General features: G+C 71.9%; 14 protein-coding genes. 2 read left to right on the top strand and 12 right to left on the bottom strand.

The genetic code is table 11. The features are described 5' to 3' along the window. Positions 1-41: 41 nt before the first annotated feature. Positions 42-863: a SigB/SigF/SigG family RNA polymerase sigma factor gene (locus tag ACGFMP_RS14260; protein WP_393672819.1), complete on the top strand. Its 822-nt coding sequence runs from the start codon at positions 42-44 to the stop codon at positions 861-863. 405 nt (positions 864-1,268) lie between these two features. Here the strand turns inward: ACGFMP_RS14260 and ACGFMP_RS14255 are convergent, their stop codons facing one another. Together ACGFMP_RS14255 and ACGFMP_RS14250 are read right to left on the bottom strand one after the other, a co-directional pair. Next, on the bottom strand, positions 1,269-2,195 hold the full coding sequence (locus ACGFMP_RS14255; RefSeq protein ID WP_393672524.1) for a Rieske 2Fe-2S domain-containing protein: 927 nt from the start codon (positions 2,193-2,195) through the stop codon (positions 1,269-1,271). 123 nt (positions 2,196-2,318) lie between these two features. Then, positions 2,319-3,503 carry a zinc-dependent alcohol dehydrogenase gene (locus ACGFMP_RS14250; protein ID WP_393672523.1) on the bottom strand — a complete coding sequence of 395 codons (1,185 nt, stop codon included), beginning with the start codon at positions 3,501-3,503 and terminating at the stop codon, positions 2,319-2,321. A 156-nt stretch (positions 3,504-3,659) separates the two neighbouring features. Here ACGFMP_RS14250 and ACGFMP_RS14245 point away from each other — a divergent pair, with 156 nt between their 5' ends. Beyond that, a complete protein-coding gene (locus ACGFMP_RS14245; protein ID WP_393672522.1) occupies positions 3,660-4,013 on the top strand; it encodes a sigma-70 family RNA polymerase sigma factor in 354 nt (117 codons plus the stop codon). A gap of 197 nt (positions 4,014-4,210) precedes the next feature. On the opposite strand, the gene amaP is transcribed toward ACGFMP_RS14245, so the two are convergent. From amaP to ACGFMP_RS14195, 10 genes are all read right to left on the bottom strand, one after another. Continuing rightward, positions 4,211-4,810 (bottom strand): alkaline shock response membrane anchor protein AmaP, encoded by a 600-nt coding sequence (amaP, locus tag ACGFMP_RS14240; RefSeq protein ID WP_393672521.1) that lies wholly within the window; start codon positions 4,808-4,810, stop codon positions 4,211-4,213. 11 nt (positions 4,811-4,821) lie between these two features. Beyond that, entirely contained in the window at positions 4,822-5,496 is a 675-nt protein-coding gene (locus tag ACGFMP_RS14235) for a DUF6286 domain-containing protein (protein WP_393672520.1), read from the bottom strand. Continuing rightward, positions 5,493-5,783 carry a hypothetical protein gene (locus ACGFMP_RS14230; protein ID WP_393672519.1) on the bottom strand — a complete coding sequence of 97 codons (291 nt, stop codon included), beginning with the start codon at positions 5,781-5,783 and terminating at the stop codon, positions 5,493-5,495. The genes ACGFMP_RS14235 and ACGFMP_RS14230 overlap by 4 nt, the downstream gene beginning before the upstream one ends. A 77-nt stretch (positions 5,784-5,860) precedes the next feature. Then, positions 5,861-6,067, bottom strand: coding sequence for a hypothetical protein (locus ACGFMP_RS14225; RefSeq protein ID WP_393672518.1), 207 nt, complete (start codon positions 6,065-6,067; stop codon positions 5,861-5,863). A gap of 93 nt (positions 6,068-6,160) precedes the next feature. After that, on the bottom strand, positions 6,161-6,649 hold the full coding sequence (locus ACGFMP_RS14220; protein ID WP_393672516.1) for an Asp23/Gls24 family envelope stress response protein: 489 nt from the start codon (positions 6,647-6,649) through the stop codon (positions 6,161-6,163). A gap of 300 nt (positions 6,650-6,949) precedes the next feature. Further along, positions 6,950-9,499: a CehA/McbA family metallohydrolase gene (locus ACGFMP_RS14215; protein ID WP_393672515.1), complete on the bottom strand. Its 2,550-nt coding sequence runs from the start codon at positions 9,497-9,499 to the stop codon at positions 6,950-6,952. 649 nt (positions 9,500-10,148) lie between these two features. After that, positions 10,149-11,153 (bottom strand): RimK family alpha-L-glutamate ligase, encoded by a 1,005-nt coding sequence (locus ACGFMP_RS14210; RefSeq protein WP_393672514.1) that lies wholly within the window; start codon positions 11,151-11,153, stop codon positions 10,149-10,151. Further along, positions 11,146-11,784 (bottom strand): GAF domain-containing protein, encoded by a 639-nt coding sequence (locus ACGFMP_RS14205; protein WP_393672513.1) that lies wholly within the window; start codon positions 11,782-11,784, stop codon positions 11,146-11,148. The genes ACGFMP_RS14210 and ACGFMP_RS14205 overlap by 8 nt, the downstream gene beginning before the upstream one ends. Further along, a complete protein-coding gene (locus ACGFMP_RS14200) occupies positions 11,774-12,658 on the bottom strand; it encodes a S8 family serine peptidase (RefSeq protein WP_393672512.1) in 885 nt (294 codons plus the stop codon). The genes ACGFMP_RS14205 and ACGFMP_RS14200 overlap by 11 nt, the downstream gene beginning before the upstream one ends. After that, on the bottom strand, positions 12,651-15,773 hold the full coding sequence (locus ACGFMP_RS14195) for an ATP-binding protein (protein WP_393672511.1): 3,123 nt from the start codon (positions 15,771-15,773) through the stop codon (positions 12,651-12,653). Before ACGFMP_RS14195 ends, ACGFMP_RS14200 begins: the two co-directional genes overlap by 8 nt. Positions 15,774-15,836 lie beyond the last annotated feature (63 nt).

Here is a 15,836-nt window from a genome sequence, read left to right as displayed (position 1 = left end):
CCGCTGTCTCGGGCACGGGTGCCTGGACGACGGACCGGGAGATGGCCGGCCTGCCGTGGGTCGAGGACGCCGGCAAGGTCGCCCCGAAGGACGCCCGGGAGCTGTCCCGGCTGTTCTTCGACCGGTTGCAGACCCTGGAGGAGGGCACCGCGGCGTATTCGTACGCGCGGAACACCCTGATCGAGATGAACATGTCGCTGGTCCAGTTCAGCGCCCGCCGCTTCCGAGGACGCAGTCCGGAGGAGTGGGAGGACATCCTCCAGGTCGGCACGATCGGTCTGATCAAGGCGATCGACCGCTTCGAGCTCAGCCGCGAGGTGGAGTTCACCACCTTCGCGGTGCCGTACATCGTCGGCGAGATGAAGCGCTTCTTCCGCGACACCACCTGGGCCGTCCATGTGCCGCGGCGGCTTCAGGAGCTGCGGGTGGAGCTGGCCAAGGCCCGCGACCACCTCACCTCGGTCCTGGACGCACCGCCGACCGTCGCCGAGCTGGCCGCCTACCTGGAGATCAGCGAGGAGGAGGTCATCGAGGGCCTGGTGGCCTCCAACGGCTACACCGCCGGCTCGCTGGACCTGCCCGCCGGTGACGCCGAAGAAGCCGGCGCGGACTCCGGCCGTTCCTACGCCGAGACCATCGGCGCCTGCGACCCGGCCATGGAACTGGTCGAGGACTTCCACGCACTGGCCCCCCTCCTCGGCCGCCTCGACGACCGTGAGCGCCTGCTGCTGCAACTGCGCTTCGGCCAGGAACTCACCCAGGCCGAGATCGGCGAGCAGCTCGGCTACTCCCAGATGCACGTCTCCCGCCTGCTGTCCCGCACCCTGAAGAAGCTCCGGGCCGGGATGCTCAGCGAGAACTGACCCGCACCGTCCGGTCCAGGGGCGACGCCGTCGGCGCGGATGCCGCGGTCGGCAAGCGGTTGAGCCGGGCCGGCGGTCATGGCGGCGATGGCGGCGTAGGACTCGCCGTCGTGGATGTCCTCCAACGAGCTCCTGGTCATCTGGCAGGCGTTGTCGGACCGCAACCGACGGCGGCCCATGCGCACCTGATCCACGTACGGCACGCACCCGGGGATCGGCGCCGCGCCCCTGCTTGTGCTCCGGCGGAGTGAAGGGCCGGCTGGTGCGGTTCCTGGTAGGCCGGTATGGCGTCCAGGACGGGAGCTTCCGAGTGGCCCCATGATGGTGCGCGTTTCCTTCCGCGATCACGGCAGGGCGCGGCACGTGCTGACGCGCGGCTGCCGCGGGGCGGCGGGATGGATGCCTTCAGCTCCGTGGTTCTGCTCCGTCCCGTAGGCGCACCTGGACCAGCCCGCCTTCGACCCGGGTGTCGAAGGCGGGCTGCGGGGCCGTTGCCGGGCCGGTCACGTTCCACCCGTCCGCCAGGCGGAATGTGCTGCCGTGCCAGGGGCACGTCACACATCCGCCGGCGACTTCTCCTTCGGACAGCGGGCCGCCCAGATGGCTGCAGCGGTCTGCCAGCACGTGCAGCTCGTCGTCATGCTGCCTGACCACGACGACCGCGGTGTCATCGACGAGCCGGCGCACCGGCTGTCCGACCGGCAGTTCGGTCAGCGCGCCGATCGCGTGCCAGCCTGGCGCCACCAGACGGGGAACGGCCTCGGCGTGATTCGCGCCCGCCGCCTGGCGGTAGGCGAGGTGGCCGCCCAAGGCTCCGCTGAGAGAGACGGTGGTGAGACCGGCGAGGGCCAGGAGCCGCCCCCGCCGGTGCCGGCCGGTCAGCCGGAGCCCCAGCGATCCGGCATAGCAGCTGATGGCCACCGTGTTGAGCGCGGCGTGGGCCAGGCCGACGCGTGCCTGCTCTTTTTCCAGCTCGGCCCAGTCGGCCCAGCCGGCCAGCGCGGCGGGCCCCGCCCCCGCCAAGCCCACTCCCAGCAGGAGCGCCGACTGGCGCCGCGCACCCGGCACCAGATCCAGAACCGCGGACGACAGCCAGGCGCCCATGGGTACCTGCACGAGCAGGGGGTGCACCGGGTGCCCCAGCCACCGGCCGTGCAGCACGTCCCTGCACCGGCCCAGCGGCAGCGCTCGCACGACCCGCCGCAAGGAACCCGCCACGCCGTCCAGCGCCTCGGCACCCTCCAGCGCGCCCATCGCGGCGAGGACGCGCCCGGGCCCTCCGGCATCGGGCAGCAGACCGGCCAGCGCGGAGCCGGGGTACGCCTTCTTCATGAGAGATCGCCTTCCAAGAGGGGTTCTATCGATCGTCGCCGTCCGCAGACTCTCCGGCCGCACGATGGGGCGTCCGCTCGATCACCGCAGCGGCGCGGGACGGTGGCGCGTCGAAGCGTGCGGTCAGGGCGTGAACAGCACCTTGACCGCCCCGTCCTGCTTCTTCTGGAACATCTCGTACGCGTGCGGGGCCTCGGCCAGAGGCAGCCGGTGGGTGGCGAAGTCGTCGACGCCCAAGGGGTCGGCGTCGGTCAGGAGGGGGAGGAGGTCGTCCACCCAGCGCCAGACGTTGGCCTGGCCCATGCGCAGCTGGATCTGCTTGTCGAACATGGTCAGCAGGGGGAGGGGATCGGCCATCCCGCCGTAGACGCCCGACAGGGAGATGGTGCCGCCCCGCCGGACCAGTTCGATGGCGAGGTGGAGAGCGGTCAGGCGGTCGACGCCGGCCCGCTGCATCATCCGCGAGGCGAGCGCGTCCGGCAGCAGGGTGGTCACCTGCTGCATGCCCTTGGCCAGGGGTGCCCCGTGGGCCTCCATTCCCACGGCGTCGATGACCGAGTCGGGACCGCGGCCACCGGTGGCCTCCCGGACGGCATCGGTGATCTTGTCGCCGTACTCGGTGAGGTCGAAGGTGTGCACCCCGCGAGCCTGAGCGCGGCGCAGGCGCTCCGGCACGATGTCGATGCCGATGACCTGGCCGGCGCCGCGGTGGGCGGCGATGCGGGCGGCCATGTCCCCGATCGGGCCGAGGCCGAGCACGGCCACCGTGCCCTCCGGGGGCACAGCGGCGTAGTCGACGGCCTGCCACGCAGTGGGCAGGACGTCGGAGAGGTAGACGAACCGGTCGTCAGCGGGGCCGGGCGGGACGGCGATGGGGAGGGTGTTCCCGAAGGGGACCCGCAGGTACTCCGCCTGACCGCCCGGCACCTGACCGTAGAGTTTGGTGTACCCGAAGAGAGACCCGCCGCTGCCGTGCTCGTGGACCTGCGTCGTCTCGCACTGGGAGTGCAGGCCCTGCTCGCACATGAAGCAGGTACCGCAGGAGACGTTGAACGGCACGACCACCCGGTCGCCCACCCTTAGCGCCGTGACGTCGGGTCCGACTTCCTCCACGATGCCCATCGGTTCGTGTCCCAGGATGTCGCCCGCGTCGAGGAAGGGGCCCAAGACCTCGTACAGGTGCAGGTCGGAGCCGCACAGACCAGTAGTTGTCACCTTGACGACGATGTCCGCGGGTTCCTGGATCACCGGGTCCGGGACGGTGTCGACGCGCACGTCGTGCTTGCCGTGCCAGGTCAGTGCCTTCACGGTGGTGCCTCTCTTGGAGCGATCGGTCCGGTGGGACGGGGGCGCCGCTCCCTTGCGAGCCGCGTTGGAGCACTCCAGTGCCGTTCCCCTTCGGGCTCCGGGTCAGCGGGGCCACCACGTGATGTCCCCCGTGCGGCCCTGACGTTCGCGGCCCACATGGAGGTCGGTGAGGACGAGGTCCTCCGGGCCATGGTCGCCGCCAACGGGTACACCGCATGCACCATCGACCTGCCCCGAGGCGGTGCCGAGTTCGGGGACACCGGCCCCGCCTATGCCGACAGCATCGGCGCCTGTGACCCGGCCATGGAACTTCTGGAGAATCTGCATGCTCTGGCCCCGCCGCTCGGCGGACTTGACGACCGCGAGCGGCGCATCCTGCAGCTGCGCTTCGGCCAGGACATGGCCCAGCGCGAGATCGGCGCCGAACTGGGCTGCTCCCAGATGCACGTCTCCCGACTTCCGAACGCGGCGCTGGCCAAGCTCCGCGCCGGACTGCTCACCGAACACTGACCCCTGCCGTGTCCTTGCCGCTCCGGCGGTCTGACGACCGAAGCGGAGGACCGCGCGCCGCGACCACTTCGTCGCCGTACTGGACGCCAGGCCCACAGGCGGCCGAACTCGCCGCGCCCGGCTCGGCGGTCCGCGTCACGCGGCGCACCATCCCAATGGTCGAGAAGGCTCCTGCGGGAGCCCGCGCGAGAACGTTCTCAGCTCGCCCGCCGGGCGCGGTGCCGGACGGCCCGCAGTCGTGCCTCGGCGGGGAGTTCGGCCAGTCCGGTCGAGGTGCGGGCGTGAGCCAGCACTTCGTCGTCCAGGCCGGCCACGACATCGTCCGGGGCAGCGTTCGGGGCCAGACCGAGGACGAACCGGGCCCGTGGCCGGCCACGGCGGAGCCTGAGGGTGGCACCCGCCCGCTTCACGCCTTCGTAGGCCTGCGATTCGGCGGTCAGCACGCTTTCCAGCGCCCGGCCGCCGACCAGCGCGCCCTGCCGGTCACCGCTGTCGATGGAGAGGTGGCGCAACCGGCGGGTGCGGAGCTGTGTCAGCAGCCACCACACGCAGGCCGGCAGGATCACCGCGAGCCCGGCGATGACCACCGGCCACCACCAGCCGTCCGAGCGGTAGCGGATCTGGTCGTGCCTGGCGAGCAGCACGTCGTCGGGGCCCGCGAAAGGCCATGAGGTCGGCAAGGTGAAGTCCCAGTGGCGCTGCAGGTCCGCACTGCCGATGAGGACGGCCAGGCCCAGGGCGAGCAACGGCAGGCCGACGAGGGCCAGCAGGAGCCGGTTCGCTGGGGTCCGACGCACCGGGTGCCTCCTCAGGCGTTCTTCTGGGCCCGCCGCAACCGGACCTTGAGGCGGGGAGGCCTGGCGAGGCCGAGTTGCCGTACCGCCTGGGTCAGGGCGGTGTCCAAGTCAGCCCGCACATCCGGCAGGTCCCGGAAATGGGAGGTCGCATGGGTCTTGATGCGACGGCGGCCGACGGCGACCTTGGCCCAGCGGATACCCTGCACTTCCATCGCCCGGTCCCGGAGCACCAGTTCGGCCGCACGCCGATCGAGACCGGCGCGAACGCCCGACGGCCCGCGACGCGTCATCGGCAGTACCTGGCGTACCCCCGGGGTGGAGGCCAGCACGAGCAGCCACAAGCCGAGCGCGGCGCACACGGAGGCTCCCAGGATGATCCATGTGTCGTCCAGGTGGCGGGTCGAAAGCTGCTGTGCCAGGCTCCTGCGCCATTGCTGTGCCCTGTTGCCGGAGCGCACGGACACGATGTCCTGGAGGAAGAGGACGTCCAGGCCGAGGACCAGGGCGGCGGTGATCGCCGCCGGTACCCGGCGCCCGGACCAGAAGCGCTTGGCGGCGGGCGTCCCAGGACCCGTTCGCGGCTTGTCCTGCTTCGGGCCACCGAGGCTTTCGGAGGGGGCCTGGTCGCCGGCCGCGTTCGGCTCGCCGTCCGGTTCGGGGTCCGGGGGCGGATAGGGGTGGCTCATCGCACCCTGTCCTTGCCTTTGCGAGCGGTCTCCGAATGCGGTTGCTCGATCTCGACGACGACCTCGGGTACCGCCATCCCGGTCATTGCCTCGATCCGGCCGGTGACATGGCGGCGCACCGCGGCGCTCACCGCGCCCAGGTCGGCGGGATAGCCGACCTCGAGGGCGAGTCGCAGCCGGGCGGTGTTCTTCCGCACGGATACCGAGGCGTTCGTCCTGGTGGCGCGGGGGACCAGTGCGGCACCGGGCGCACGATCGAGCTCCTCTCCGGCGGCACGGGAGGCCATTCGGGTGATCACCCGGTTCGCGATCCGCAGTGAGCCCCGCTCCGCTGGTGCAAGACGTGCGGGTCCGGTGGCCGGCATCAGCGCGGCCGGTCGCGGTCGCGGCGACGGTCGAAGACGCCTGAACGGAAGAATTCAGCCGGGTCGAAGTCGCCGTCGGCGAACTTGCCGACGATCGCGCCGAACGCGCCGACCACCGCCACCACCACGAAAGCCCCGAATCCGCCGAAGTACCCGGCGAAGCCGCATGCCATCCCGTAGATCATCCCTGCCACCGCGAGGCTCATCCGGCGCTCTCCGTAGACTCGGTACGTGTCCCCGCGACGCGTGCGGACCGCGTGGTGGGGTCCGCGGCTGCCTGCACGGGGCCCCGTGTTCTCCTACTGGACACGACCGTCGTCCTCGTCGTCTTCTTCGGGGAGTCTCACATCGCCGACCGCGATGTTGACCTCGACCACCTCGAGTCCGGTCATCCGCTCCACAGCGGCGATCACGTTCTCCCGCACCGTGCGCGCGACCTCGACGATCGAGACGTCGTAGTCGACGACGAGGTCCAGGTCGAGCGCTGCCTGCACCTCGCCGACCTCGGCCTTGACGCCGCGGGAGACCGAGGTCCTGCCCCCGGGCACCCGGTCCCGGACCGCCCCGAACGTGCGCGACATGCCGGTGCCCATGGCGTGCACGCCCACCACTTCCCTGGCCGCCATGCCGGCGATCTTCTCCACCACGCCGTCCGCGATCGTCGTGCGGCCGCGGGTCGCCGGGGCGCCCGGCCCGCTCCGGTCCGAGGAGCCCTTCTCCCACCTCCGCCCCTCGGCGAGTGAGGGGCTGTCACCGTGCTCCCGCCCATCTCGTCCAGCGTCGGTCATCTCGGGTCCCTCCTCGTCGGACTGCTCCACGACTCACGCTAGGTCGCGGTGGCGTGCGGCGCTCTGCGGATACCGCCAGGGGCGCGGGACGGGCCGCTGAACGGGTGGCGCCGATCACGACGGGCACAGAGCGGGCGCGTTCCGGACGGCGGCGACGCCCGTCCGGTGTTCAGGCGCAGTGAGCGGACGGTGTCGCGCTGCATGGTGTCCCTGTCGGGAGCGGTCCGCGGAGGGGCGTGTGGGCCCGGGGCGGACGGCGGGAGGAGCCGGCCGCCCCGGGGTGGGTTGTGCGTGGGGGGATCAGACCAGCTTGGTCAGGAAGACCTGCTGGGTCGCGTCACGCTGCGTCCGGGTCGCGCCGCGGTCGCTGGTGAAGACCACGACGCCCTGGTGGAGCGCCGGCCAGGTGTTGTTGCCCTGGTGGCTCACCTGGGTGGCCGGGGTCCAGCCGGTCTTCGGGTCGAGGGTGGCGGTGAAGATCTTCCAGCGCCAGTCCGCCGAGCGGGAGTCGTACCAGACCGCCCGTACCGTGCCGTCGGGGTCGACGGCCAGCTTCGCCAGCTGGCTCATCGCGTCCGGAGCAGGGGCGACCTGCTCGAAGGCCGTCCAGGTGGTGCCGCCGTCGGTGGAACGCGCGGCGCGGAGCGCGAGGTTGGCGCCGGAGCTCTGGAGGGCGCCGCTCTGCCAGATGGCGACGAACGTGCCGTCCGCGTCCACGGTCAGGCCCGGGTGGCGGTCGGCGCGGTCGGTGACCTTGCTGACCTGGACCGGGTTGCCCCAGGTGCGGTTCTGGGCCTTGCGGACCGACGCCAGGACCTGCCAGTTGTCGGGGTCGGTGCCGCCGCTCGCCGGCTGGCCGGCGGGTGGTGTGTGGCCGGTCCACAGCGGGTCCGGGTCGTAGCGGTCGTCCTGCCAGCTGATCACCGCGTGCTTGCCGTCCTGGACCGCGATGACCGGGAACAGTGAGGCGGGGTAGCGCGGGGAGCGGGCGTCGGCGGGCACACCGGGGCTCGTCGCCTTGCCGGCCGTGGAGAGGTTCACCGCGGCCTTGTCGACGCCGATGATCTGCGCGTAGACGTCGAACGCGCCCTGGCTGTTGTCGGACCAGGCGACCAGCGGGTGCTTGTCCTCGATCAGCGCCAGTGCCGGGTTGATCGCGCGGCCCTTGCCCTTGCTGATCTTGTCGGGCGCCTTGAAGGAGTCGCCACCGTCTGCGCTGTGGGCCAGCAGGACGACCGGACGGTGCGGCTGCTCCTTGCCCTGCTCGTCCTGCCACACCACCCAGACGTCGTCGCCGGTGGCGACGACGCGCGGGAAGCGCGCGGTCGCCGAACGGCCCGAGACGGTGACGGACTTGGTGAGCCGGCCCTTGGCGTTGAGGCGGCGGTAGACCACCTTGCTGGCCTGCTTCTCGTGCAGCTCGGCCACGACGTGCGTGACACCGCCGACGACCGCGACGTCCGAGAAGCCGGTGAAGGTGCCCAGGTCGCCGGTGATCAGCGTCGCCTGGTCGTCGGTGGTGTCGGCCGCCGGGAGCGCGATCTCGGGCCTGGGGTCGGCCGGGGCGCCGACGGACACGAAGATGGGCGAGGTGGCGGCGCGGAGCTGGTCCGGCAGGTTCGGGTCGGCCTCGGAACCGGAGGCGCTGCCCGGGGAGCGGACCTCGACCCGGTACCAGCCGTGGTCGGTGCCCTTGAGCACCAGCGGGATCTCGAACGTCTCGTTGGCGCGCTGCGGCCGGAAGGTCGCGAAGGGGCCTGCGGAGCGGCCGGGGGCCGCGTAGACCAGGACGCTGGTGCCCTTTCCGTCCTTGACCTTCACGCGCAGCGTGGCCTTCTTGGACAGCTTGCGGTCGGCCACGACGACCTCGTCGCCGCCCATCGCCTCGAACACACCGTCACCGTCGACGTCCGCCTCGATGGTGACGAACGGACCGGCGGTGCTCTGCGAGAGCGTCGTGCGGCCGCTGCGGAAACCGTCGAGGATGCCCAGGACCGAGCGGTCGGCCACGTAGACGTGGGTGGTCGGCTCACCGGGGGAGTCGACGTCCCACAGCTCGCGGAAGTGGCAGTCGCTGGCCGCCGCCACGCCGAAGCGGAAGCCGGCGTTCCAGCGGTTCTCCGCGTACTCGACCTCGACATCGGGGTCGCTGGCGACGTTGAGCACCTCGACCAGGTTCGCGCCCTGGACGCTGGCGTTGTCGTTCGGGCCGTCGGCCCGGGTGTACTCGCCGTCGTCGGGGTGGGCCTGCGACCACACCGCGCCCTGGGCATGGGCGTCCCAGACCGACTGCTGCACATGGCGGAAGCTCGCGGAGCCGGGCGGGTTGGCGCCGTCCACGATCACGTCGACGTTGCCCAGCACGATGGCGTGCGGCGAGCCGTTCGCCTCCTCGCCGGGGAGGAGCAGCAGCTTGGACGACTTCCACTGCGGGTCCCAGACCTGGTCGTAGGTCCTGTGGTCGGTCAGCGGCATGAAGTCGAGGCCGGCGCTCTCGCCCTGCCCGATCTGGTCGCCGACGGGCAGGTTGCCGGGGAGGGTCTGGTGGGACGTCTGCCGCGGACCGCTGCCGTCGGACGAGTGGTCGTCGTGGACGTGGGTGTCGCCTGCCAGCCACTTGCCCTTGGGGGCCTTGCCGGCGTCGGATCCGTTGACGACGCCGGTGGCCGCGGTGGCCGCCTTCGCGGTGCCGGTCGCCTTGACCGCGGAGCCGGTGGCCGCATCGGCGGTGCCCGCGCCGATGCCGACCGCGGCGACGGCGGCACCGGCCGCGACCACGAACCTCCGACGGGTGAGGTCGGACGATTCGGCCGTACGGCCCGAGCCGTCGGACTCCCTGGGTGTTTCCATGTGCGTCTTCGCCTTTCGTTCACCGCTCCCCTGTGGAACAGTGCGAACTGTTAGCGACGCTAAGAAACCCCCGACGCGGCCGAATGAACCCGCGACGAACCGTCCGTGGTGATCTCCGGAACAGCGCATGCCGACGCGACCCACCCGCGGCCGGGCAGCCGCCGCCGGACGGCCGGAAGCCGGGCGAACGATCCGCCCGGCCCGCCGGACGCCCTGCCCACCAGGCCGGTCTGGTCTCCGACCTGCGCCGGATCGATGCTCGGGCGTCAACCCGACGCGGTGATCTTCCGGGTGCCGATACATCATCCGGCCCGGTCACGCGAGCTGTGGGTAATCGTGAAGTGTCCGGCCGAGCCGGTCTCGTCATGGCCTGCATTGCGGCCGCCCTGACGGCACGCGAACGGCGCCCGGGGCTGTCGGCGGTGCTGCTCGGCCAGGACGTGGAGCCGCTCCACGCACGGGAGTTGCGCAGCTCGGGCGGGGCGGCGCCGAGTTGTCGGCTGCCCCGCCGCTCCAGGTGCCGCCGGGGGTGGTCTCGCGCGAGCGCCGGGTGGCAGCGTCCACCACGAGGTCCGCGACCAACGTCCTCATCGTGAACGAGACCCACGCCCGGCACATCCACGGCATGGGCCTCACGCGCCGGAGCCGTCTACTGGACACACCCCTGACGATCCGGCGCGTCGCGGTGCAGCGCCGCGAGCATGGCGGCCACTGCCGCGGTGACCGGGGTGGTGTGCGACTTGCGTTCCGCCCAGCGCCAGTCGCCGTCCGGGTTGACCTCCAGGAAAACCGGTGTCCCCGCGCGGAGCAGGAAGTCGAAGGCCCCGTAGCGGAGCGACATCGCTGCGGCGAGGCGGGTGGCGGCCGCGGCCACCGACGGGGGCGGGGTCACGGCGCTGACCCCCACCGTGTCGGGCGCCAGCCAGAGTGCGGCGGCCGAGCCCTTGTCGATCCGGAAAGCGTGGAGCTGACCGGCCACGTAGTAGACCCTCAGCTCCGTCTCGTGCTCCACGTACTCCTGCACGATCACCGGTGGCCCCACGCCGGTGGACAGGGTGTGCTGCTCGACGACGACGGGGAACACCCCGCGCAGTCGCCCGGGTTCCGATTCGACGAAGTGCCGGTGTGCGGCCTTGACCACCAGCCGTCGGCAGCCGAATTCCGCGAAGGCGCGGTACGGGTCGGTGGTCACCATCGTGCGCGGCACCGCCACCCCGTGCCCCCGGGCAAACTCCAGCTGGGCGAGCGGCCCCGGCGCGGAAGCAAGCAGGCTCGTCCTGGAGACACCGGCCAGCGATGCCGCTGCCGCCTGCCAGGACTCCCGCAGGAACGCGATCCGCGCAGGATCTCCCGGACCCTCGATCGCGGCGGGGGCGAAGTGCCTGATCCAGGTCACGGTCGGCGTCAGCCAGCGCCCGTGCAGACGGGCCGCACGCCGGTGCGGATCCACCGTGAGGCAGGTGTCCGCGAGCTCGTCGGCGTTCAGCCGCGCCGTCCGGATCCCCACGCCGGCGAGCAGGCCCTCCACCGCGTCGAGATCCGCGTCGCAGGCGCGGCTGAGCAGGACGATGGCCGGCTCGGTCCGTGGCCGTACGTCGAGGGTGTGGTCGGGGGATGTGAGCTGGGAGAGAAAGTCCGTGGGGCCGTCAGCCATCGCCGTCGGCGAGCATGTCGTCGGCCATCATCAGCAGCCGGGAGACCGTCGCGCTCACCTTCTCGTCGGCCCGCGGCAGCCGTTCCGCGACCCGTTGCAGCAGGGGTGACAGATCGGGCCCGGTCTTCCGCGCGGCGGCTCGCTCCGCCTCGCTCCTGCGGAGCTGGACGATCAGCTCCAGTACGGTGGCCATCTCGATCGCGAGCAGGCCGAGGGAGGCCATGTCCCCGAGGTCGGAGCGCGGGCGGCTGTCCCGGTCCAGTACCTCGAGCACACCGATGCAGTCGCCGTCGCAGATCAGCGGCGCGGCCATGATGCTGCGCGGCACGTAGCCCGTGGATTCCGCCGCGTCGCGGGCGAACTGGGGGGTGTCCGTGACGTCGTCCACCACCAGCGGTTGCCCGGACACCATCGCCCACCCGGCGATCCCCGTACCGCTGGGGAATCGTGAGCCCAGCAGATGATGCTCGCCCTCGCCTGCCACAGCCTCGAAGACCAGGTCCCCGTTGCTCGGGTCCACCAGCAGCACGGAGGTGGCCGCCGCGCCGAAGACGCTGCGGGCGACTTCCACAATGGACTGAAGCAGTCTGCGCTGCGGAATACCCGCGCCTTCCAGCAGATCAGTCGACACGCGCGCCTCCATCTCCATCGGGTACGGCCACGTTCTCGGCGGCCAGGTAGAGGACGGACTTCAGTTGGAACGGGGTGAGCCAGCGGTGTTTGCTGAGGATCAGCGCGCAGATGCCCGCGATGTGCGGGGTCGCGAAGCTGTTCCCGGTGGTGAGGATCCGCCGGCCGCCGAGTCCTGCGACCGGTACCCGGACACCGCGGGCGTAGAACTCGACCGGTGGCGCCGGGTTGTAGTAGTACGTCATCGGGTCGGGATTGTCGTGGCTGGCGACGGAGATGACCGAGGGAAAGCGCCACGGGTAGCTGTGTACGGGCATGTTGTGGGCGGATGCGACGATCACACAGCGCCGGAAGTAGGCGGAGTCCGCGAGGTCGCGCAGGTCGGCGCGGAAGTCGGTGCGGGTGGTCGACAGGCTCATGTTGATGACGTCGAAGCCCTGCTCGACGGCCCAGCCCAGCCCGGTCAGCAGAGCGGCGCCGCTGCCGGTCTTGCCGCTGGACAGCACCCGTACCGAGGTGAGCAGGGCGGCGGGGGCCACGGAACGGATCACGCTCGCACAGGCTGTGCCGTGTCCCGCGTTGTCCACCGGGTCGGTCGGTACGACCTCGAGGCCGCCGTCCTCGTCGGCGATCACGTCCACGGCGCCGTCCAGGCCGCCGACCAGGGGATGATCGGCCTCGACGCCGCTGTCGAGCAGGCACACCCGGATCCCGGAGCCGTCCGCGCCGCCCCAGGCCCACTCGGGGGTGACCGTCCCGAGGGGGCTGACCTCGAACCGTTCCTCCGGCATCGCGGAGGCGGGCATACTCCATGCCGGGACGCCCGGGAAGTGATCGCGCGGCGGCCTGCGCCATGGTCTGCCGGGGTCAGTCATCGGTGCCTCCTTCCTTCTCGGCGGTGAGCCAGTCACGCACCCGGGCTGCCGGCAGCGCGGCGCCCTTCGCCTCGAACTTCCCGAGCGCGCTGGCCGCTTCCTCGGTTGCCCGGCCGGTCGCGCCGGCGGCGCGGAGAACGATCGCCATGTCGAAGAAGGTCTCACCGGCCAGGGTGAGGTCGTCCGAGCGGACAGCGAGGGCACAGGCGGCGGTGGCTTCGGCGAGGGCGTCGTCGTGGGCGCCCCGGGCGGACGCGATCCGGGCGCGCAGCGCGGCGGAGGCGATCCGCGTGCGGGGGCCTGGGCCCGCGTCATCGGTGCCTGTTCCCTCCGTGCCCCCGGATCCCGCCCGTTCGAGGGCCGTCGCCGCGTCAGCGATCTTGCCCTGGGCGAAGAGTTCCCTGGCTATCGCGATCTCTGTGCCCCGGGTATCGGGGGTCTTCTCCGCCGAGCGGAGCACACTCAGGCTCTGCCGGTAGCGGGCCTCCGCCACCTCGTGCTCGCCGGCGAGCGACTCCACATGGCCGGAGGCGTCCAGCACCACCGCGTCGGCCAGATCGAGATGAACGTCCCTCGCGTACGCGAGCGCCTCGGCCAGTGTGCTCCTGGCCCCGGTGATGTCCCCGCCGAGCGCCTGCAGCCGCGCCCGCGTCACCAACACGGGCATCAGCAGCACCCGCGCGGCTGCGAACCGTTCGGAGAGCAGGGTGCACAGCTCCAGCCCTGTGGCGACGGGTGTCGGCGACCACTGCGCCAGCTCACAGCGGGCGCACAGCAGCAGGTCCTGCTGGTAGCCGTCGTTCAGTGCCCGCGCCCGGTCCAGCCCGCGGCCGATCAGCTCCTCCGCCGAGGCCGCGCGCTCTGCGGTGAGTTCGACGTAGGCCTGGAGCTGGTGCAGCCGGCACCAGCTGAGGTCGTCCCCGGGGTCGAGTCCCGCGGCGATCTCCGCCGTCTGTTCCGCCACCGCCGCGGGCGGGGTGAGGCCGAGCCGCAGCGCGACGATCCCGCGCTGGATCGCGCGGGTGGCCGCGGCGGCGGGGTCGTCCGGCTGAGCGGCCTCCGCGGCCGCGAGGGCGTTGTGACAGCGCTGCTCGTCCTGGAGCCAGATGCCGGCGTCGCAGATGTTCAGGGCCAGCACGGTATGCCGGTGATCACCGGGTGACAGCAACTCCCGGCCGCGCTCCAGCAGTTGGATCGCAGCTGGGAGGTCCTTGCGGGCGAGCGCCCTCATCCCCTCCCGGATCAGCGTGTCCGCGGCGGCCCCCGCGAGGCGCGGCAGGCGCCGGTCGCCGGGCCGCAGTTGCCAGCGCAGTTGCCGGCTGGCCTCGACATGGACCGCCACCGCCATCGCGTCAGGCGGCCGCTCGTCGGCGAGTTGATCGGCCAGGAGGTCGTGCCACTGCTCGCGGCGGCTCTTGGGGATGAACTCGTACGCCGTGTCCCGTAGCAGGGTCTGCGTGAACCGGAAGGTTCCGGCCGGCCCGCGTTCGAAGATCCGCCGCCGGGTGAGCCGCGCCACGTACGTGTCGGTCGCGGCGTCGCCGATCCCGTCCGTGGCGGCCATCACCCGGAGCAGTTCCGGGGTGAACTCGCGCCCGATCACGCCGGCCATCTCCAGCAGGGTGCGCTCGGTGCCGGGCAACTGGTCAAGCCGTGCTCCCAGCACCGCCTGGGTGGTGGGCGGGATATGGGTGCTGGGGCCGGTCTCGGCGAAGACGTCGAGGAGTTGTTCGGCGAAGAGCGGGTTGCCGTCGCAGAGGTCGGCGACCCGGCGCCGGAAGTCCGGTCGGTCACGGGGGTACGGATCGTTGCGCGGCGCCAGCCGGCCGACCAGCTCCGCCGTCTCCTCGTCCGTCAACGGCCCGAGTGACAGCGTCGCGGCCCGCGGGTTCCTGCCACCCCGGGAACTGCGGATGTCGAGCAGCTCGTTGCGGCCCACGCAGAGCAGCAGGACGGGGATGTCCTGCAGCCAGGTCGCGATGTCGTCGATGAGGTCGAGGAGTGTGGGCTCGGCCCAGTGCAGGTCCTCCCAGATCATGATCACGGGCCGCTCGCGGCCGAGGACCTCCAGGAGGTGCCGGACCGCGCAGGCGATGTCCTCGACGCCGACCTGGCCGGGCCGGCCGTCCTGGCCGGTGCCGCCGACTCGGCGAGTACCGCCGTCCCGGCCACCGGTGCTGTTCCCGTCTGCGCTGTCCCGGCCGAGGACCGCCCCGAGGGCGCGCACCGTCAAGCTCTCCGTCGTCGTGCGGCCGCCCCGGCCGGGATCCGCCTCCAACAGCCGGACGAGCTCCGGCCATCCCCCGGGGAAGGACCCGAGCATCTCGGCCAGCGGCTGGTACGTGATACCCCTCCCGTACGGCGAGCAGTGCCCGGTGAGTACGGTCGCCGCTCCTTCCGGCAGGTCGGCAAGAAACTGCCGTACGAGCCGCGATTTGCCGATCCCGGGTTCGCCGACGACCGTCGCGAGCCACACGTGCCTTTGCTGCCGGACCCGCCGGAATCGGTGCTCCAGCTCGTCCCGCTCGTCGTCCCTGCCGATGAACGGGACCGCCGGCAGGGGGTTGTCCTCGACGGGCGACCGGTCGGTGATCCGCCAGGCCGGCACCTCACGGGCTTTCCCTTTCAGCCGCAGCGGCGCCACCGGTTCGACACCGATGCGTCCCCGCACCACCGCCGCGGTGTCGGCGCAGAGCAGCACCTCGCCTGGCTGAGCAGCCGTCTGCAACCTGCTGGCGGTGTTGACCGAATCTCCGATCACCCGGAAGTCGTCCCCCACGGTCGTGACCACCACGACGTCACCCGTGCAGATCCCGGCCCGCGCCTGGAGCCGCACCCCGTAGTCGGCGCTGAGCTCCGCGCTGAGCCCTTCGAGCGCCGCGAGCGCTCCGGTGGCCGCCCGCGCCGCGCGCAGCGTGTCGTCCTCGTGTGCCACGGTGGCGCCGAAAGCGGCGAGGATCGCGTCGCCGATGAACTTCTCCACCGCCCCGCCGTGCTCTGCGATGCACGCCCCGCAGCTGGCGAAGTACCGGTCCATGACCTGCCGCAGCGGCTCGGGGTCCAGCCGCTCCGCGAGAGCCGTCGAGCCGACGAGGTCCATGAAGAGCATGGACACGCGTTTGCGGGTCTCCCGCCGTGGCGCGTCAACGGCCAGCGGTGCCCCGCAGCCGGCGCAGAA

Source organism: Streptomyces sp. NPDC049040, assembly GCF_043197715.1.
Taxonomy (GTDB): Bacteria; Actinomycetota; Actinomycetes; order Streptomycetales; family Streptomycetaceae; genus Actinacidiphila.
Note: the sequence above shows the minus strand (reverse complement) of the source record. Positions and strands in the feature narration are given on the sequence as shown.